The sequence below is a fragment of the Streptomyces sp. GbtcB7 genome, assembly GCF_019091445.1.
Taxonomy (GTDB): Bacteria; Actinomycetota; Actinomycetes; order Streptomycetales; family Streptomycetaceae; genus Streptomyces; species Streptomyces mirabilis.
Window position 1 is genome coordinate 105,199 of sequence record NZ_JAGXJM010000024.1, and the last position, 19,007, is coordinate 124,205.

Annotated in this window: 14 protein-coding genes and 1 tRNA gene; 10 read left to right on the forward strand and 5 right to left on the reverse strand. The window is 68.2% G+C overall.

Features of this window, described 5'->3' with window-relative positions:
• Positions 1 to 59: 59 nt before the first annotated feature.
• Positions 60 to 2,789: a DNA polymerase I gene (gene polA / locus KVT44_RS34020; RefSeq protein WP_190170239.1), complete on the reverse strand. Its 2,730-nt coding sequence runs from the start codon at positions 2,787 to 2,789 to the stop codon at positions 60 to 62.
• A 122-nt stretch (positions 2,790 to 2,911) separates the two neighbouring features.
• Between polA and KVT44_RS34025 the strand changes: the two genes are divergently transcribed.
• The 7 genes from KVT44_RS34025 to KVT44_RS34055 all read left to right on the forward strand — a co-directional run bounded on the left by KVT44_RS34025 (position 2,912) and on the right by KVT44_RS34055 (position 12,397).
• A complete protein-coding gene (locus KVT44_RS34025) occupies positions 2,912 to 5,191 on the forward strand; it encodes an FdhF/YdeP family oxidoreductase (protein ID WP_099923200.1) in 2,280 nt (759 codons plus the stop codon).
• Between the two features lie 54 nt (positions 5,192 to 5,245).
• Positions 5,246 to 5,731, forward strand: a complete 486-nt coding sequence (locus KVT44_RS34030; protein ID WP_217571150.1) for a PaaI family thioesterase — start codon at positions 5,246 to 5,248, stop codon at positions 5,729 to 5,731.
• Between the two features lie 835 nt (positions 5,732 to 6,566).
• Positions 6,567 to 7,787 (forward strand): branched-chain amino acid ABC transporter substrate-binding protein, encoded by a 1,221-nt coding sequence (locus KVT44_RS34035; protein ID WP_180293036.1) that lies wholly within the window; start codon positions 6,567 to 6,569, stop codon positions 7,785 to 7,787.
• 194 nt (positions 7,788 to 7,981) lie between these two features.
• Complete coding sequence (locus tag KVT44_RS34040) at positions 7,982 to 8,914, forward strand: branched-chain amino acid ABC transporter permease (RefSeq protein ID WP_075026312.1); 933 nt, start codon at positions 7,982 to 7,984, stop codon at positions 8,912 to 8,914.
• A gap of 5 nt (positions 8,915 to 8,919) precedes the next feature.
• Complete coding sequence (locus KVT44_RS34045) at positions 8,920 to 10,704, forward strand: branched-chain amino acid ABC transporter permease (RefSeq protein ID WP_217571152.1); 1,785 nt, start codon at positions 8,920 to 8,922, stop codon at positions 10,702 to 10,704.
• Positions 10,701 to 11,684 (forward strand): ABC transporter ATP-binding protein, encoded by a 984-nt coding sequence (locus KVT44_RS34050; protein ID WP_217571154.1) that lies wholly within the window; start codon positions 10,701 to 10,703, stop codon positions 11,682 to 11,684. Before KVT44_RS34045 ends, KVT44_RS34050 begins: the two co-directional genes overlap by 4 nt.
• Positions 11,681 to 12,397, forward strand: a complete 717-nt coding sequence (locus tag KVT44_RS34055; protein WP_099923196.1) for an ABC transporter ATP-binding protein — start codon at positions 11,681 to 11,683, stop codon at positions 12,395 to 12,397. Before KVT44_RS34050 ends, KVT44_RS34055 begins: the two co-directional genes overlap by 4 nt.
• A gap of 121 nt (positions 12,398 to 12,518) precedes the next feature.
• Here the strand turns inward: KVT44_RS34055 and KVT44_RS34060 are convergent, their stop codons facing one another.
• Positions 12,519 to 12,902, reverse strand: a complete 384-nt coding sequence (locus KVT44_RS34060) for a DUF2267 domain-containing protein (RefSeq protein WP_099923195.1) — start codon at positions 12,900 to 12,902, stop codon at positions 12,519 to 12,521.
• 121 nt (positions 12,903 to 13,023) lie between these two features.
• Complete coding sequence (locus KVT44_RS34065) at positions 13,024 to 13,674, reverse strand: ANTAR domain-containing response regulator (protein ID WP_075026314.1); 651 nt, start codon at positions 13,672 to 13,674, stop codon at positions 13,024 to 13,026.
• A 100-nt stretch (positions 13,675 to 13,774) separates the two neighbouring features.
• On the opposite strand from KVT44_RS34065, the gene KVT44_RS34070 reads away from it, so the two are divergent.
• Positions 13,775 to 13,847: transfer RNA gene (locus KVT44_RS34070), tRNA-Leu, on the forward strand.
• Between the two features lie 106 nt (positions 13,848 to 13,953).
• Positions 13,954 to 14,730, forward strand: a complete 777-nt coding sequence (locus tag KVT44_RS34075) for a helix-turn-helix domain-containing protein (protein WP_217571157.1) — start codon at positions 13,954 to 13,956, stop codon at positions 14,728 to 14,730.
• 17 nt (positions 14,731 to 14,747) lie between these two features.
• Here the strand turns inward: KVT44_RS34075 and pyk are convergent, their stop codons facing one another.
• Together pyk and KVT44_RS34085 are read right to left on the reverse strand one after the other, a co-directional pair.
• Positions 14,748 to 16,184: a pyruvate kinase gene (gene pyk / locus KVT44_RS34080; protein ID WP_099923193.1), complete on the reverse strand. Its 1,437-nt coding sequence runs from the start codon at positions 16,182 to 16,184 to the stop codon at positions 14,748 to 14,750.
• 150 nt (positions 16,185 to 16,334) lie between these two features.
• Complete coding sequence (locus KVT44_RS34085) at positions 16,335 to 17,048, reverse strand: SIMPL domain-containing protein (RefSeq protein WP_217571159.1); 714 nt, start codon at positions 17,046 to 17,048, stop codon at positions 16,335 to 16,337.
• A 138-nt stretch (positions 17,049 to 17,186) separates the two neighbouring features.
• Between KVT44_RS34085 and KVT44_RS34090 the strand changes: the two genes are divergently transcribed.
• Positions 17,187 to 19,001, forward strand: coding sequence for a bifunctional UDP-sugar hydrolase/5'-nucleotidase (locus KVT44_RS34090; protein WP_190170233.1), 1,815 nt, complete (start codon positions 17,187 to 17,189; stop codon positions 18,999 to 19,001).
• The last annotated feature ends 6 nt before the right edge of the window (positions 19,002 to 19,007 follow it).

A 19,007-nucleotide genomic window follows, 5' to 3' on the forward strand; every position in this document is an offset into this window, starting at 1 on the left:
GCGACGGGGTCCTGGGTCGGAAAGCTGGGCCGGGGTTTCAGGGGCTCGTTCGCCGGGGGCTAGTGCGCTGCGGATTCCCAGTCGGGGCCCGCGCCGACGGAGACATCGAGGGGCGCCCGGAGATGAACGGCGGACGCCATCTCGCGGCGGACGAGTTCCTCGGTCTGCGCCCGCTCTCCGGGGGCGATCTCCAGGACGATTTCGTCGTGGACCTGGAGGAGCATGCGGGACTTGAGCCCGGCCTCGCGCAGCGCCCGGTCCACGTTCAGCATCGCGATCTTGACGATGTCCGCGGCCGTGCCCTGGATGGGGGCGTTGAGCGCCATGCGCTCGGCCGCCTCACGACGCTGCCGGTTGTCGCTGTTGAGGTCGGGCAGATAGCGGCGGCGCCCGAAGAGCGTCGCCGTGTAGCCCGTGGCGCGGGCCTCGTCGACCGCCCGGCGCAGATAGTCCCGTACGCCTCCGAAACGCTCGAAGTACGTGTCCATCAACGCACGCGCCTCACCCGCGTCGATGTTCAGCTGCTGGGAGAGACCGAACGCCGACAGCCCGTAGGCGAGGCCGTACGACATCGCCTTGATCTTGCGGCGCATCTCCGCGTCGACCGCCGAACGCTCGACCGAGAACACCTGCGACGCCACCGTCGTGTGCAGGTCCTCGCCCGACGTGAACGCCTCCAACAGGCCCTCGTCCTCGGACAGATGGGCCATCACACGCAGTTCGATCTGGCTGTAGTCGGCCGTCATGAGGGACTCGAAGCCCTCGCCGACCACGAAGCCGCGGCGGATCGCGCGGCCCTCCTCCGTACGCACCGGGATGTTCTGCAGGTTCGGGTCCACCGACGAGAGTCGGCCCGTCGCGGCCACCGTCTGGTTGAACGTGGTGTGGATGCGGCCGTCCGCGGCGATCGTCTTGATCAGGCCCTCGACCGTCACCCGCAGCCTGGCCTGCTCACGGTGGCGCAGCATGATGACCGGCAGCTCGTGGTCGGTCTGCGTGGCCAGCCAGGCCAGCGCGTCCGCGTCCGTCGTGTAACCGGTCTTCGTCTTCTTCGTCTTGGGCAGGTCCAGCTCGCCGAAGAAGACCTCCTGGAGCTGCTTGGGCGAGCCGAGGTTGAACTCGTGCCCGACGGAGGCGTGGGCCTCCTTCACCGCCTGCTGCACGGCGCCGGCGAACATCTGCTCCATGGCTTCCAGGTGCGCCCGGTCCGCCGCGATGCCGTGCCGCTCCAGCCGGGCCAGCAGCGCCGACGTCGGCAGCTCCATGTCGCGCAGCAGCTCGGCCGCGCCGACCTCCGCCAGCTTCTCGCCGAACGCCTCGCCCAGGTCGAGGATCGTGCGGGCCTGCACCATCAGCGCCTCGGCCTCAGCCTGGTCGTCCGCACCGAAGGCCAGCTGACCGTCGGCCGCCGCGGCGGGCCCCAGCTCCCGGCCCAGGTACTCCAGGGACAGCGCGTCCAGCGCGAAGGAGCGGCGGCCCGGCTTCACCAGATACGCGGCGAGCGCGGTGTCCATGGACACGCCCTCGATCGTCCACCCGTGCTCGGCGAAGACCCGCATCGCACCCTTGGCGTTGTGCAGCACCTTGGGCTTCTTGGGGTCGGCGAGCCACTTGGCGAACGCGTTCTCGTCGGCCTCGTCCAGCCGCGAGGGGTCGAACCACGCCGCCGCCCCGTCCGCCGCGGCCAGCGCGACCTCGGCCACCGACCCCGAACCCAGCGCCCACGTGTCGACGGTGGCCAGACCCAGGACCGCCTTGCCGTCGTGCTCGGCGAGCCACGGCTTCAGCTCGCCCGCACCCAGGACCGCCCCGTCCAGCTCGACCCCCTCGACGACCGGAGCGGCCGCCTCGGCCTCCTCCGTCCCGGGGTCGACGGCGAAGAGCCGCTCACGCAGGGACGGGTTGCGGATCTCCAGGGTGTCCAGGACCATCACGACCGCCGTACGGTCGTACGCCGCGCGCTCCAGGTCGGTGACCGTCTTCGGGAGCTCGACGTCCTTCACCATCTCCGTGAGACGGCGGTTGAGCTTCACCGCCTCCAGGTGGTCGCGGAGGTTCTGCCCGGCCTTGCCCTTGACCTCGTCGACACGCTCGACGAGGTCCGCGAACGAACCGAACTGGTTGATCCACTTCGCGGCCGTCTTCTCGCCGACGCCGGGGATGCCCGGCAGGTTGTCCGACGGGTCGCCGCGCAGCGCCGCGAAGTCGGGGTACTGCGCCGGCGTCAACCCGTACTTCTCGACGACCTTCTCCGGAGTGAAGCGGGTCAGCTCGGAGACGCCCTTCGTCGGGTACAGCACCGTCGTGTGCTCGGACACCAGCTGGAAGGAGTCGCGGTCACCGGTGACGATCAGGACCTCGAAGCCCTCGGCCTCGGCCTGCGTGGCGAGCGTCGCGATGATGTCGTCGGCCTCGAAGCCGTCGACCGCGAACCGCTGCGCGTGCATCGCGTCCAGCAGCTCGCCGATCAGCTCGACCTGCCCCTTGAACTCGTCCGGGGTCTTCGAACGGTTCGCCTTGTACTCCGTGAACTCCTCGGAGCGCCACGTCTTGCGCGAGACGTCGAACGCCACCGCGAAATGCGTGGGCGCCTCGTCGCGCAGCGTGTTCGCCAGCATCGACGCGAAACCATAGATCGCGTTCGTCGGCTGACCCGTCGCGGTCGTGAAATTCTCCGCGGGCAGCGCGAAGAACGCGCGGTACGCCAGCGAGTGCCCATCCATGAGCATCAGCCGCGGACGGCCCGCACCTGCGGTTTTCTCGGTCTTCTTCGATGCTGTTTCTGCCACGCCCCCGATCCTCGCACGCCCCACTGACAGTGCGGACCTCCCGGGACCGGCCGCCGTCGTCGTCACCGGCGCGTGCGAGGATCGCCCACGTACTTCATACGTGTATGCGAGGGGGTCCCCCGATGGCCAGCAAGCCGCCCAAGAGCGATCCGGTCCAGGACGCGCCGCAGGTCGTCGAGCCGAAGCGTGCCGCGGCCGGGCTGCCCGCCATCGGGCACACCCTGCGCATCGCCCAGCAGCAGATGGGGGTGAAGCGCACCGCGCTGACCCTCCTGCGCGTCAATCAGAAGGACGGCTTCGACTGCCCGGGCTGCGCCTGGCCCGAGCCGGAGCACCGGCACGCGGCGGAGTTCTGCGAGAACGGCGCGAAGGCGGTCGCCGAGGAGGCCACCCTGCGCCGGGTCACCCCGGACTTCTTCGCCGCGCACGCGGTCACCGACCTGCACGGCCGCAGCGGCTACTGGCTCGGCCAGCAGGGCCGCCTCACCCACCCCATGTACCTGCCCGAGGGCGCCGACCACTACGAGCCGGTTTCCTGGGAGCGCGCCTTCGACATCGTCGCCGAGGAGCTCGCCGCCCTCGGCTCCCCCGACGAGGCCCTCTTCTACACCTCGGGGCGCACGAGCAACGAGGCCGCGTTCCTCTACCAGCTCTTCGCCCGCGAGCTCGGCACGAACAACCTGCCGGACTGTTCGAACATGTGCCACGAGTCCTCGGGCTCCGCGCTCTCCGAGACCATCGGCATCGGCAAGGGCAGCGTCCTGCTCGAGGACCTCTACAAGGCGGACCTGATCATCGTCGCCGGGCAGAACCCCGGCACCAACCACCCACGCATGCTCTCCGCCCTGGAGAAGGCCAAGGCCAACGGCGCGAAGATCATCAGCGTCAACCCGCTGCCCGAAGCGGGCCTGGCGCGCTTCAAGAACCCGCAGACCCCCCAGGGCATGCTCAAGGGCGCCGCCCTCACCGACCTGTTCCTGCAGATCCGCCTGGGCGGCGACCAGGCCCTCTTCCGCCTCCTGAACAAGCTCGTCCTGGAGACCGAGGGCGCGGTCGACGAGGACTTCATCGCCGAACACACCCACGGCTACGAGGAGTTCGCGGCCGCCGCCCGCGCCGCCGACTGGGACGAGACCCTCACCGCCACCGGCCTCACCCGCGAGGAGATCGACGAGACCCTGCGCCTCGTCCTGTCCTCCCGGCGCACCATCGTCTGCTGGGCCATGGGCCTCACCCAGCACAAGCACTCCGTGCCCACGATCCGCGAAGTCGTCAACTTCCTGCTGCTGCGCGGCAACATCGGCCGCCCCGGCGCGGGCGTCTGCCCGGTCCGCGGCCACTCGAACGTGCAGGGCGACCGCACCATGGGCATCTTCGAGCGCCCCGCCCCGGCCTTCCTGGACGCCCTGGAGAAGGAGTTCGGCTTCGCCCCGCCCCGCGAGCACGGCTACGACGTCGTACGGGCCATCCGCGCCCTGCGCGACGGCGACGCGAAGGTCTTCTTCGCGATGGGCGGCAACTTCGTCTCCGCCTCCCCCGACACCGAGGTCACCGAGGCCGCCATGCGGCGCGCCCGCCTCACGGTGCACGTCTCGACCAAGCTCAACCGCTCCCACGTCGTCACCGGCGCCCGCGCCCTGATCCTGCCCACCCTCGGCCGCACCGAGCGCGACCTCCAGGGCGGCGGCGAGCAGTTCGTGACCGTCGAGGACTCCATGGGCATGGTCCACGCCTCACGCGGCCGTCTGGAGCCCGCGAGCGAGCACCTCCTGTCCGAGCCGGCCATCGTCTGCCGCCTCGCCCGCCGCGTGCTCGGCGACTCCTCCCGCACCCCCTGGGAGGAGTTCGAGAAGGACTACGCCACGATCCGCGACCGCATCGCGCGCGTGATCCCCGGCTTCGACGACTTCAACGCGCGCGTCGCCGACCCCGCCGGCTTCGCCCTCCCCCACGCCCCCCGCGACGAACGCCGCTTCCCCACCGCCACCGGCAAGGCCAACTTCACCGCAGCGCCCGTCGAGTATCCGAAGCTCCCCGAAGGCCGCCTCCTCCTCCAGACCCTCCGCTCGCACGACCAGTACAACACCACCATCTACGGCCTCGACGACCGCTACAGGGGCATAAAGAACGGCCGCCGAGTGGTCCTCGTCAACCCCGAGGACGCCCGCGCGCTGAACGTCACCGACGGCTCGTACGTCGACCTCGTCAGCGAATGGCGGGACGGCGTGGAGCGGCGCGCCGCGGGCTTCCGCGTCGTGCACTACCCGACCGCCCGCGGCTGCGCCGCCGCGTACTACCCCGAGACCAACGTCCTCGTCCCCCTCGACGCCACCGCGGACACCAGTAACACCCCGGCCAGCAAGTCCGTCGTGGTCCGTCTGGAACAATCGGCCACCGACTGAGCGTTTGCTCAGCCAGTCAGCCAGAGAGATCGACGACGATCGGAGCCGGCCCCCATGGGCGAGCAGAGCCAAGTGAAGTTCCCGCAAGAGGTCATCGACGAGTACGCCGCACTCGGCGTCGACCTGCCCGCCCTCTTCTCGGCAGGCCACCTCGGCACCCGCATGGGCGTACAGATCATCGAGGCCTCCGCGGACCGGGTCGTCGGCACCATGCCCGTGGAGGGCAACACCCAGCCGTACGGCCTCCTGCACGGCGGCGCCTCCGCCGTCCTCGCGGAGACCCTCGGCTCGGTCGGCTCCATGCTGCACGGCGGCAGCTCCAAGATCGCCGTCGGCGTCGACCTGAACTGCACCCACCACCGCGGCGCCCGGTCCGGCCTCGTCACCGGCGTGGCCACCCCCGTACACCGCGGGCGCACGACAGCGACGTACGAGATCGTCATCACCGACGAGAACGGCAAGCGCGTCTGCACCGCCCGCCTCACCTGCCTCCTGCGCGACGTCAACCCCTCCGACGCCGCCCACGTACGCCGGCCCTGACCCCCACCTCCAGAACGAGCCCCACTCACCGGCACCGGCGTACGGCGAGCAAGGGGGCAGGAGAGAACTGCCCCCTACTCACCGGCAGTCGGGTACGGCGGGCAGGGGACGGGGCGGAGGTGTCCGCCCGCAGCGGCCGGCGCGTCAGCACCGGCCCCTTCTGGGACCGACCGATTCCGCGCCTGACCGAGGACGGATACCTCCGCCCCGGCCCCGACCCCCCACACACACCTTCCGCACGCCCCCGCGACGCCCCCGCACACCCCGCCCGCCGCAACCGCACTCCAATACGCCGGGGTTATCGGAAATCAGCGGCAACTCACCACCCTTTCGGGTGACTTCACGCGCCTTCACGAGACCGCACGCCCGGACCGCACCTCATGCGCCCGAATACCGTGTACGCCGACCGAACTCCGAGTTCCCTTTTCTCGACGTAACGCTGCGTAACACGCACGCAATACGGCATCAGAGTTCCGTCTTCGACGGCCCGCACTCCCGCGACCTCTCCCGGCGACTCCACGCGACCTGCGACGGCGCCCGACCGCGACCTTCGCCCACGCGCAACCGGAAGTGCGGATTCTCAACATGTGGAACAAGAAGAATTTCCGCCAAATCGGCCGAGAATACCCATCCCTGAAGCCCATCAACCGGCACGTCATAACAAGAAAGTCACAAGCCAGCCCACGGCGATGCCCGGGCCCACAGACAGGCTTAGAGTCACGGCCAGTCACCGCGCCGCCGGGCGCGTCTGCAGCACGGCTCGGTATCACCCAGTACGGCCCGGCGAGACACACGGCAGCTCAGCAGGGCTGCTGCGCCAGGGAGAGGATTCAACGTGCGACAGCGTTCTTTGGTCATACTCACCTCCGTGCTCACCACCGGAGCACTCACGCTGACCGCCTGCGGTTCGCGTGACAACAGCGGGGACAAGAGCAGCAGCAGCAAGACCGAGATCATCATCGGCGTTGACGCTCCGCTGACCGGTCAGAACTCCGCAACCGGCCTCGGCATCCAGGGCGGCGTACAGATCGCCGTCGACGACGCCAACAAGAACAACACCGTCCCCGGCGTGACCTTCAAGGTCCAGGCGCTCGACGACAAGGCGATCCCGGCCAGCGGCCAGCAGAACGCCACCGCCCTCGTCAACAACGAGAAGGTCCTCGGCGTCGTCGGCCCGCTGAACTCCGGTGTGGCCACGCAGATGCAGCAGGTCTTCGCGACCGCCAACCTGGTCGAGATCTCGCCCTCCAACACGGCGCCCGAGCTCACCCAGGGCAAGAACTGGCAGACCTCGAAGTCGCGCCCGTTCAAGACGTACTTCCGCACGGCCACCACCGACGCCCTCCAGGGCGGCTTCGCGGCCGAGTACGCGTACAGCACGCTCAAGAAGAAGAACGTCTTCGTCGTCGACGACAAGCAGACCTACGGCGCGGGCCTGGCCAAGCTGTTCAAGGCCGGCTTCACCAAGAACGGCGGCAAGGTCGCCGGCGAGGACCACGTCAACACCGGCGACACCGACTTCTCCGCCCTCGTCACCAAGATCAAGAACTCCAAGGCCGACCTGGTCTACTACGGCGGCCAGTACGACGAGTCGGAGAAGCTCACCAAGCAGCTCAAGGACGGCGGAGTCAAGATCCCGCTGTTCGGCGGTGACGGCATGTTCAGCGACACCTACATCCAGACCGCCGGCAAGACCTCCGAGGGTGACCTGGCCACCTCCGTCGGCCAGCCCGTCGACTCCCTGCCCTCCGCCGCGGACTTCATCAAGAAGTACAAGGCCTCCGGCCTCAAGGGCGACTACGGCACCTACGGCGGCTACTCCTACGACGCCGCGACCGCCATCATCAAGGCGATCGCCAACGTCGTGAAGGACGGCAAGGTCCCCGACGGCGCCCGCGCCAAGATCGTGGACGAGGTCCAGAAGACGAAGTTCGAGGGCATCGCCGGCCCCGTCTCCTTCGACGAGTACGGCGACACCACCAACAAGCAGCTCACCGTCTACCAGGTCGTCAACGGCAAGTGGAAGGCCGTCAAGAGCGGCACGTTCAACGGCTGATCCGATCCGATCCCAGCTGATTTCAGCTGACTCCAGCCGATTCCGGCCAAGTCCAGCTGATACCAGCTGACTCCAGCTGATTCGAGATCCGCCGCTAGCTACACCCCAGGGCCGCGCGGCCAAGACCACACGTCACCGCGCGGCCCGCCCCATATCCCCCCGTTCACTCTCCCCACCCACATGGAGGCCATGCGGTGAACACCCTGCCGCAGCAGCTGGCCAACGGGCTGTTCCTCGGCTCGATGTACGGGCTGATCGCCATCGGCTACACGATGGTGTACGGCATCGTCCAGCTCATCAACTTCGCCCACGGCGAGATCTTCATGACCGGAGGCTTCGGCGCACTCACGGTCTACCTCTACGTCCTGCCCGACGGCACATCCATGTGGATAGCCCTCCCAGCGATGCTCATCGGCGGCGGACTCGTCGCCGTCCTCATCGCCGTCGGGGCGGAACGGTTCGCCTACCGACCACTGCGCGGCGCGCCACGCCTGGCACCCCTCATCACCGCCATCGGCCTCTCCCTCGCGCTCCAGCAGGCCGTCTTCAACTGGTACCCGAACGCCAAGACCGACCGCAACTTCCCCCAGATCGACGCCGGACCCTGGCACATCGGGTCCATCAGCATCAGCAGCGGCTCGCTCTTCGTCATCGTCGCCGCCCCGCTCTGCATGGCGGCCCTCGCCCTCTTCGTCAGCATGTCCCGCACCGGCCGCGCCATGCAGGCCACCGCCCAAGACCCTGACACCGCCCAGCTCATGGGCATCGACACCAACAAGATCATCGTGATCGCCTTCGCCATCGGCGGCTTCTTCGCCGCCGTCGCCGCCGTCTCCTACGGCCTGCGCTACGGCTCGATCCAGTACAACATGGGCTTCCAGATGGGCCTCAAGGCCTTCACCGCCGCAGTCCTCGGCGGCATCGGCAACATCTACGGCGCCATGATCGGCGGCCTCGTCCTCGGCCTCGCCGAGACCATGGCCACCTCCTACATCGACGGCATCCCCGGCATGCAGCAGCTCGGCGGCGGCGGCTGGTCCTCCGTCTGGGCCTTCGTCCTCCTCATCCTCGTACTGCTGTTCAGGCCACAAGGCCTGGTCGGCGAACGCGTCGCGGACAGGGCGTGAACACCATGGCAACCACCGAGAACACCGCCGAGATCGCCGCCCCCGCGCGCGGCCTGATCGCACTCCCCCAGACCGCCGCGCGCGCCCTCGTCGCCGTCGGCGCCGTCGCCACCATCGCCAGCACCTTCATGTCGTGGACCTACACGGCCGACTTCCCCGGGGACCTCACCTACTACGGCTCCCCGGCCGGCCTCCAGATCCTCGACCTCGTCGCCGGCGCGATCACCCTGCTCTTCGCGCTCACCCTCTTCGGCGTCCGCGGCCTGCGCTGGCTCAACCCGGCAGGCGCCACCGCGCCCGTCGTCCTCGCCGCCGCCTCCGCGTTCGCCGTCAGCTGGTTCAGCGCCATCGCCATCGCGGTCGACCTCAAGGGCCTCGTCGCCCTCGACCCCGGCGCCTACGTCACCGCCATCGGCTCCCTGATCGCCCTCGTCGGCGCCCTCGCTCTCCCGAGCCCCGGCGACACCTTCAAGGACTGGGTCAGCAAGCCCGACCGCATCCCCGCGGCCCAGAAGCTCCCCGGCTGGGCCGAGCGCCTCGTCATCACCGGCGCCACCGCCGTCGCCCTGATCGTCTTCACGTACGGCATCGGCGTCGACCCCGACGCCAGCGAGACGTTCATCGGCTACCTGCTGCTCGTCATCTTCGGCACCTGGGCACTCCAAGCCGCCGGACTCTTCGACCGGTTCGCCGCGCTCAACGCCCGCCACAAGGGATTCGCCACCTCCATGGCGTTCCTCGCCGCGGCGGTCTTCCCCTTCGTCGAGAACAACGAGCACAACGCCAACCTCGGCGTGAACATCCTCGTCGTCGCCACCGTCGCCCTCGGCCTGAACATCGTCGTCGGCCTCACCGGACTCCTCGACCTCGGATACGTCGCCTTCCTCGGCGTCGGCGCGTACGCCGCGGCACTCGTCTCCGGCTCCGAGTTCTCCCGCTTCTCCGGCGTCCAGTTCCCCTTCTGGGCCGCCATGCTCACCGGCATGGCCGCGTCGCTCGTCTTCGGCGTCCTCATCGGCGCCCCCACCCTGCGACTGCGCGGCGACTACCTCGCCATCGTCACCCTCGGCTTCGGAGAGATCTTCCGCATCTCCGTCAACAACCTCGACGGCTCCTCCGGACCGAACCTGACCAACGGCCCCAACGGCATCTCGATGATCCCGGACCTCGACATCTTCGGGTTCAACCTCGGGAACTCGCACGACATCGGCTCGATCACCCTCGGCCGCTTCGCGAACTACTTCCTGCTGATGCTGATCATCACCGGCATCGTCGTGGTCGTCTTCAACCGCGCCGCCGACTCCCGTATCGGCCGCTCCTGGATCGCCATCCGCGAGGACGAGACCGCCGCAACCGCCATGGGCATCAACGGCTTCCGCGTCAAGCTCATCGCCTTCGCCCTCGGCGCCTCCCTCGCCGGCCTCGCCGGCACGGTCAGCGCCCACGTCGGCTACAGCGTCAACCCGGCCCCGTACCAGTTCGCCGGCTCCGTACCGCCCAACTCCGCCTTCCTGCTGGCCGCGGTCGTCCTCGGCGGTATGGGCACGGTCAACGGCCCCATCCTCGGCGCCACCCTGCTCTACCTCCTCCCCGAGAAGCTCGGCTTCCTGAAGGAGTACCAGCTCTTCGCCTTCGGCATCGCGCTCGTGATCCTCATGCGCTTCCGCCCCGAAGGCATCATCGCCAACCGCCGTCGCCAGCTCGAATTCCACGAGTCCGACGACAGCGTCGACATCCCCGAACAAGGCCTGCCCGACTCCACTGTCGGCGTCACCAAGGCAGGGGCGTGACCCACATGACCACCACCACGGCCACCAGCCCCGTACTCGAGGCCAGCGGCGTCACCATGCGCTTCGGCGGCCTCACCGCCGTCCGCAGCGTCGACCTCACCGTCAACTCGGGCGAGATCGTCGGCCTCATCGGCCCCAACGGCGCCGGCAAGACGACCTTCTTCAACTGCCTCACCGGTCTGTACGTGCCGACCGAGGGCAAGGTCTCCTACAAGGGCACCGTCCTCCCGCCCAAGCCCCACCTCGTCACCAGCGCCGGCATCGCCCGCACCTTCCAGAACATCCGGCTCTTCGCCAACATGACCGTCCTGGAGAACGTGCTCGTCGGCCGCCACACCAGGACCAAGGAAGGCCTCTGGTCGGCCCTCCTGCGCGGCCCCGGCTTCCGCAAGGCAGAGGCCGCCTCCCGCGAACGCGCCATGGAACTGCTGGAGTTCATCGGCCTCGACCACAAGGCCGACCACCTCTCCCGCAACCTCCCCTACGGCGAACAGCGCAAGCTCGAAATCGCCCGCGCCATGGCGAGCGAACCGGGACTGCTGCTCCTGGACGAGCCCACGGCCGGCATGAACCCCCAGGAGACACGCGCGACCGAAGACCTCGTCTTCGCCATCCGCGACAGGGGCATCGCCGTCCTCGTCATCGAGCACGACATGCGCTTCATCTTCAACCTGTCCGACCGCGTCGCCTGCCTCGTCCAGGGCGAGAAGCTCGTCGAGGGCACCTCCGAGGTCGTCCAGGGCGACGAACGCGTCATCGCCGCCTACCTCGGCACCCCCTTCGAGGGCGCCCCCGGCGCGGAGGAACTCGCCGAGGTCGAAGCCGCCGAGGCGGCGGAGGCCACGGACGCTCCCGAGCCCGCGGAAGCCTCCGAGACTCCCGAGGCCGACGAGACTCCCGAGGCCACCGAGCCTCCTGAGGCCGCCGAGAGCGACGCCGCCGCGGAGGGCACCACCAGCAAGGAAGGAAACGCCCAGTGACCGCACTGCTCGAGGTCGAAGACCTCAAGGTCGCCTACGGCAAGATCGAAGCCGTCAAGGGCATCTCCTTCTCCGTCGAAGCCGGCCAGATCGTCACCCTCATCGGCACCAACGGCGCCGGCAAGACGACCACCCTGCGCACCCTCTCCGGGCTCCTCAAGCCCGCCGCGGGCCGCATCACCTTCGACGGCAAACCCCTCAGCGGCATCCCCGCCCACAAGATCGTCTCCCTGGGCCTCGCCCACTCCCCCGAGGGACGTCACATCTTCCCTCGGCTGACGATCACCGAGAACCTCCAGCTCGGCGCGTTCCTGCGCACCGACAAGGCGGGCATCGAGAAGGACATCCAGCGCGCCTACGACCTCTTCCCCATCCTGGGTGAACGCCGCAAGCAGGCCGCGGGAACCCTCTCCGGCGGCGAGCAGCAGATGCTGGCCATGGGCCGCGCGCTCATGTCCCAGCCCAAGCTGCTCATGCTCGACGAACCCTCCATGGGCCTCTCGCCGATCATGATGCAGAAGATCATGGCCACCATCGTCGAACTCAAGGCCGACGGTACGACCATCCTCCTCGTCGAGCAGAACGCCCAGGCGGCGCTCTCCCTCGCCGATCAGGGACACGTCATGGAGGTCGGCAACATCGTCCTCTCCGGCACCGGACAGGACCTGCTGCACGACGAGTCGGTACGCAAGGCCTACCTGGGCGAGGACTGAGACCAGGCTCCGGCCGTACGACCGTACAGCCGCTGCACGAAGAGGCCCGCGCCCCCGGTCGGGGGGCGCGGGCCTCTTCGTCACTCACCAGTACCGCTCACCCGTACCGCTCGCCGGAGAATCAGCCGACGAAATTCTCGATCGGCCTGGAGAAGTCGGCACCGAGCTGCGACATCGCGTGGCCGAACTCCTTCTCGCTGATCGCCTCACGGAGCGTGACCAGCACGGCACGGACGCCGCTGTCGGCCTCGTCCGGCTTGAGCACGTTGCGCTGGGCCACACGCCGCACGAGCTTGTCGTAGTCGAAGCGCTCGATCTCCGCCGTCGCACCCCGCCGAACGGACTCCGCCAGCCCCTCCGGGAGCTCCAGCGCCAGGTTCCGTGCCTCACCCGAGCTCAGCCGATGGGCCAGCGTCTCGAGCGTGGCACGCGTGAGATCGGCCGACTCCTGCCGAGTCAGGCCCGTACGTTCCGACACCGCTTGGACGAACGCCTTCTCTTCCACGCGCTGTCTCCTTTGCTGCCTTGCCGCCCCGAAGGCCACGCGGCCCCGAAACCAGCCTGACACGCGGTCGCCGGGCTCGCGCGGGCAAGCCACGGCACCCCGAAACGGGCGCCGCCGCTCCCTAGCCCTTGGAGGACTTCTTCTCCTCGGCGTCCGCGATGACCGCCTCGGCGACCTGCTGCATGGACATACGGCGGTCCATGGAGGTCTTCTGGATCCACCGGAACGCGGCGGGCTCGGTCAGCCCGTACTGCGTCTGCAGCACGGACTTGGCCCGGTCGACCAGCTTGCGGGTCTCCAGACGCTGGCTGAGGTCGGCGACCTCCTTCTCCAGCTGCTTCAGCTCCGTGAACCGCGAGACGGCCATCTCGATCGCCGGTACGACGTCGCTCTTGCTGAAGGGCTTCACGAGGTACGCCATCGCGCCGGCGTCACGGGCCCGCTCGACGAGGTCGCGCTGCGAGAACGCGGTGAGCATCAGGACGGGGGCGATGCTCTCCTCGGCGATCTTCTCGGCCGCCGAGATCCCGTCCAGCTTGGGCATCTTGACGTCGAGGATCACGAGGTCGGGCCGGTGCTCACGGGCCAGCTCGACGGCCTGCTCCCCGTCCCCCGCCTCGCCCACAACGGCGTAGCCCTCTTCCTCGAGCATCTCTTTGAGGTCGAGGCGGATCAGCGCCTCGTCCTCGGCGATGACGACACGGGTCGTCAGCGGAGGCACGTGCGACTTGTCGTCGTCGGCGACGGGCTGGGGCGACTCGGGGGCGGTCACGGGGGCTCCTCGTTCAGGGCGGGGTACTGCTGACAAGAGCCTACCCAGCTGCGGTATGGTGGTGTCACGGCGGGTGACCGCTGACCTTCGTTTCGAAGGGGCCCCGGTAGCCCAGCGGTAGAGGCCATGGATTCAAAACCCATACAGCGTCGGTTCGAATCCGACTCGGGGCACTTTTCCTTGGATTCCAAGGTCACCACAGAAAAGCGGATGTTCCCGTTGTCGTGAACATCCGCTTTTTGCTGCGCACGGTCGCGATCACTCGCACAAAGTAACCACATGTACGACATGGGCACACGCGAGCGAGCTCTGGCACTTGTCGCTCAGGGGCGCAGCCTGAACTCCGTGAGCAAGGAGACCGGGGTATCCAGGTCAGCGATCCGTTGCTGGCAATCGCGCATCGACCCGTTACCGCGCATGCAGCGCACACCATGCTCAAGATGCGGCCCAGCGGCTGAGCCACCCTCCAACACTGCGGCCTACAGCTACCTCTTGGGGCTCTACCTCGGTGACGGCTGTATCAGCCCCGGCATGCGAGCCGGCTACGTTCTCCGCATCGCATGCGCCAACACTTGGCCAGGCCTCATCGAAGCTTGCGCTGTCGCCATCGAAGCCATCAATCCCAGCAAGAAGTCGAACCGGGTCCAAGCAGTCGGGTACGTCTCTGTCGTCGGATACAGCCAGCACTGGCCCTGCCTCTTCCCCCAGCACGGCCCCGGCAAGAAGCACGAGCGCCCGATCGCCCTCGAACCCTGGCAACAGGAAATCGTCGACGCTCATCCCTGGGAATTCATCCGCAGTCTCATCCACTCCGACGGCTGCCGGATCACCAACTGGACCGAGAAGGTCATCGCAGGCGAGCGCAAGCGCTACGAATACCCCCGGTACTTCTTCACCAACGTCTCCGACGACATCCGGCAGCTGTACACCGACACACTCGACAAGCTCGGCATTCAGTGGACCCACTGCACCCGCAACGGAAACCCGTACAACATCTCCGTTGCCAAGAAGGCCTCCGTCGCCCTCATGGACGCCCACGTAGGCCCCAAATACTGATCCCCTCTCCTTGGGTGCTACTTGGGGCTGTCGTCCTCTCCGATGTGGTGGACGCGTACGAGGTTCGTGGTGCCGGAGACGCCGGGCGGGGAGCCGGCGGTGATGACGACGATGTCGCCCTTTTCGCAGCGGCCGTACTTCAGGAGGAGTTCGTCCACCTGGTCGACCATCGCGTCGGTGGAGCCGACGTGCGGTCCCAGGAACGTTTCTACACCCCAGGTCAGGTTCAGCTGGGAGCGGGTGGCCGGGTCGGGGGTGAAGGCCAGCAGGGGGATCGGGGAGCGGTAGCGGGACAGGCGGCGGACCGTGTCGCCGGACTGGGTGAAGGCGACGAGGAACTTGGCGCCGAGGAAGTCGCCCATCTCCGCCGCCGCGCGGGCGACCGCACCACCCTGGGTGCGGGGCTTGTTGCGGTCGGTCAGGGGCGGCAGGCCCTTGGCGAGGATGTCCTCCTCGGCGGCCTCGACGATGCGGGACATCGTCCGGACGGTTTCCACGGGGTACTTGCCGACGCTCGTCTCGCCGGAGAGCATCACGGCGTCCGTGCCGTCGATGACGGCGTTGGCGACGTCGGACGCCTCGGCTCGCGTGGGGCGGGAGTTGTCGATCATCGAGTCGAGCATCTGGGTGGCGACGATGACCGGCTTGGCGTTGCGCTTGGCCAGCTTGATGGCGCGCTTCTGGACGATCGGGACCTGCTCGAGGGGCATTTCGACGCCCAGGTCGCCGCGGGCGACCATGATGCCGTCGAAGGCGGCGACGATGTCGTCGATCGCCTCGACCGCCTGAGGCTTCTCGACCTTGGCGATCACGGGGAGGCGGCGGCCTTCCTCGTCCATGATGCGGTGGACGTCGTCGATGTCGCGGCCGCTGCGGACGAAGGAGAGGGCGATGACGTCGAAGCCGGTGCGCAGGGCCCAGCGGAGGTCCGCTTCGTCCTTGTCAGAGAGGGCGGGGACGGAGACGGCGACGCCGGGAAGGTTGAGGCCCTTGTGGTCGGAGACCATGCCGCCTTCGACGACGGTGGTGTGGACGCGGGGGCCGTCGACGGCGGTGACTTCGAGGCAGACCTTGCCGTCGTCGACGAGGATGCGTTCGCCGGGGGTGACGTCGGCCGCGAGGCCCGAGTACGTCGTGCCGCAGGTGAGGCGGTCGCCCTCGGCGCCTTCTTCGACGGTGATGGTGAAGGTGTCTCCGCGTTCAAGGAGTACGGGGCCTTCGGTGAAGCGGCCGAGTCGGATCTTCGGGCCTTGAAGGTCGGCGAGCAGTCCGACGCTGCGGCCGGTCTCGTCGGAGGCCTTTCGCACGCGCTGGTAGCGCTCCTCGTGTTCGGCGTAGGTGCCGTGGCTGAGGTTGAAGCGGGCTACGTCCATTCCGGCGTCGACCAGGGCTTTGAGCTGGTCGTACGAGTCGGTGGCGGGGCCCAATGTACAGACGATTTTTGCTCGGCGCATGGTTTGAGCCTAGGCCTTACCGGTCGGTAGAGAATTGGTCCAGCATGACTACTCAACAACCTTTGCATGAAGCCTTATTGACAACAGTTGAATTGTGCGCGGGGGTGCTCTGATGAGCGCGTCGGTACTTTATGGCGACCGGTCCGCGCTTTACAGTTCCGGCGGGGCCATCGTGAATCGGGCGTTGACCTGGGCGTAGACGTGTTGGCGCTCGGGTTCGAGGTCGAGGGGGGCGGCTTCTTCGGGTGTGCCGCCGGCGAAGGACATGGAGCGCATGGCGCGACCGGGGGCCGCCGGGTAGGGCTGGGCGTTCTCGGCGCCGATGTCGGCGAGTTCGACGAGGGCGGCGAGGGTGGTGCCGAGGGCTTCGGCGTATTCGCAAGCCCGTTGGACGGCTTCGCGGACCGCCTGCTGTCGGGCTTGGCGGTGGGAGGGCGAGTCGGGGCGCAGGGCCCACCAGGGGCCGTCGACCCGGGTGAGGTCGAGGTCCGCGAGGCGTGTCGTCAGCTCGCCGAGTGCGGTGAAGTCGGTGAGTTCGGCGGTGAGGTGGACGCGGCCGTGGTAGGCGCGGACGCGTTCGCCGCGGCCGTGTTTCGTGAGTTCCGGGCTGATGGAGAAGGCGCCGGTTTCGAGGCGTTCGACGGCGTCTCCGTAGGACTTCACGAGGTCCATGGCCGTCGCGTTGCGGCGGGTGAGGTCGGCGAGGGCCTCGCGTCGGTCGGTGCCGCGGGCGCTGACGGTGATGCCGATGCGGGCGATCTCGGGGTCGACTTCGAGGTGGGCTTCGCCGCGGACGGCGATGCGGGGTGATTCGGGGGTTCCGTAGGGGACTGCGGGTCGGGGTTCCTCTGCGGTGGGGGCCATACGCCCCACTCTGTCACCGGAAGGGTGGGCGTGGTGCCCGGTGGTCACCAGATGGAAACCTCCCGGACCTGTTCTTGAGTGTCATGTGTAGGTCAGAATCTACGCGCGTCGTTGACCAATTCCCAAGGAGCCATAGACATGCCGTTGAACCGCCGGAAGTTCCTGAAGAAGTCCGCCGTGACGGGTGCGGGGGTGGCGTTGACCGGTGCGGTCGCGGCTCCGTCCGCGCAGGCGGCGACCTCGGCGGCGGCAGGGGGTGGGAAGAAGCCTGTGAAGCGGCACTCCCTCACCGTCATGGGCACGACGGACCTGCACGGACATGTCTTCAACTGGGACTACTTCAAGGACGCGGAATACAAGGACACGGCGGGCAACGCGCAGGGGCTGGCGCGGATCTCGACGCTGGTGAACGAGATCCGCAAGGAGAAGGGGCGTTGCAACACCCTCCTTCTGGACGCGGGCGACACGATCCAGGGCACCCCGCTGACGTACTACTACGCGAAGGTGGACCCGATCACCGCCAAGGGCGGTCCGGTGCACCCGATGGCGCAGGCGATGAACGCGATCGGCTATGACGCGGTGGCGCTGGGCAACCACGAGTTCAACTACGGCATCGAGACGCTGCGGAAGTTCGAGTCGCAGTGCCGCTTCCCGCTGCTGGGTGCGAACGCGCTGGACGCGAAGACGCTGAAGCCGGCTTTCCCGCCGTACTTCATGAAGACGTTTCACGTGCCGGGTGCCCCGTCGGTGAAGGTGGCGGTGCTCGGTCTGACGAACCCGGGTATCGCGATCTGGGACAAGGCGTATGTCCAGGGGAAGTTGACGTTCCCGGGTCTGGAGGAGCAGGCGGCGAAGTGGGTGCCGAAGCTGCGGTCGATGGGTGCGGACGTGGTCGTCGTGTCGGCGCACTCCGGTTCGTCCGGCACGTCCTCCTACGGTGACCAGCTGCCGTACGTCGAGAACTCGGCGGCGCTCGTCGCCCAGCAGGTGCCGGGGATCGACGCGATTCTCGTCGGGCACGCGCACGTGGAGATCCCGGAGCTGAAGGTCACCAACACCAAGACCGGCAGGACCGTGGTGCTGTCGGAGCCGCTGGCGTATGCGGAGCGGCTGTCGGTGTTCGACTTCGAGCTGGTCCTCGAGAAGGGGAAGTGGCAGGTCGAGTCGGTGGCGGCCTCGGTCCGCAACTCGAACTCGGTCGCCGACGACCCGAAGATCACCCGGCTGCTGAAGGACGAGCACGACCTGGTGGTGGCGTACGTCAACCAGGTGGTCGGCACGGCCACGGACACGCTGACGACGGTCGAGGCGCGTTACAAGGACGCCCCGATCATCGACCTGATCACCAAGGTGCAGGAGGACGTGGTCAAGGCGGCGCTGGTGGGCACGGAGTACGCGTCGCTGCCCGTGATCGCGCAGGCCTCGCCGTTCTCGCGCACCTCCGAGATCCCGGCCGGCAAGGTGACGATCCGGGATCTGTCGAGCCTGTACGTGTACGACAACACGCTGGTCGCGAAGGTGCTGACGGGGGCGCAGGTGCGGGCGTACCTGGAGTACTCGGCGAACTACTTCGTGCGGACGGCGGCCGGTGCGGTGATCGACACGGAGAAGCTGACCAACGCGAACAACCGTCCGGACTACAACTACGACTATGTGTCGGGACTCCGGTACGACATCGACATCGCGCAGGCGGAGGGTTCGCGGATCAAGAACCTGACGTACAACGGTGCGGCGCTGGACGACGCGCAGCAGTTCGTGTTCGCGGTGAACAACTACCGGGCGAACGGTGGCGGCGCCTTCCCCCATGTGGCGTCCGCGAAGGAGGTCTGGTCGGAGTCGACGGAGATCCGCACGCGGATCGCCGAGTGGGTGACCGCGAAGGGGGTGCTCGACCCGAAGGAGTTCGCTTCGGTGGACTGGAAGCTCACGCGGGACGGCACGCCGGTCTTCTAGCCCGCC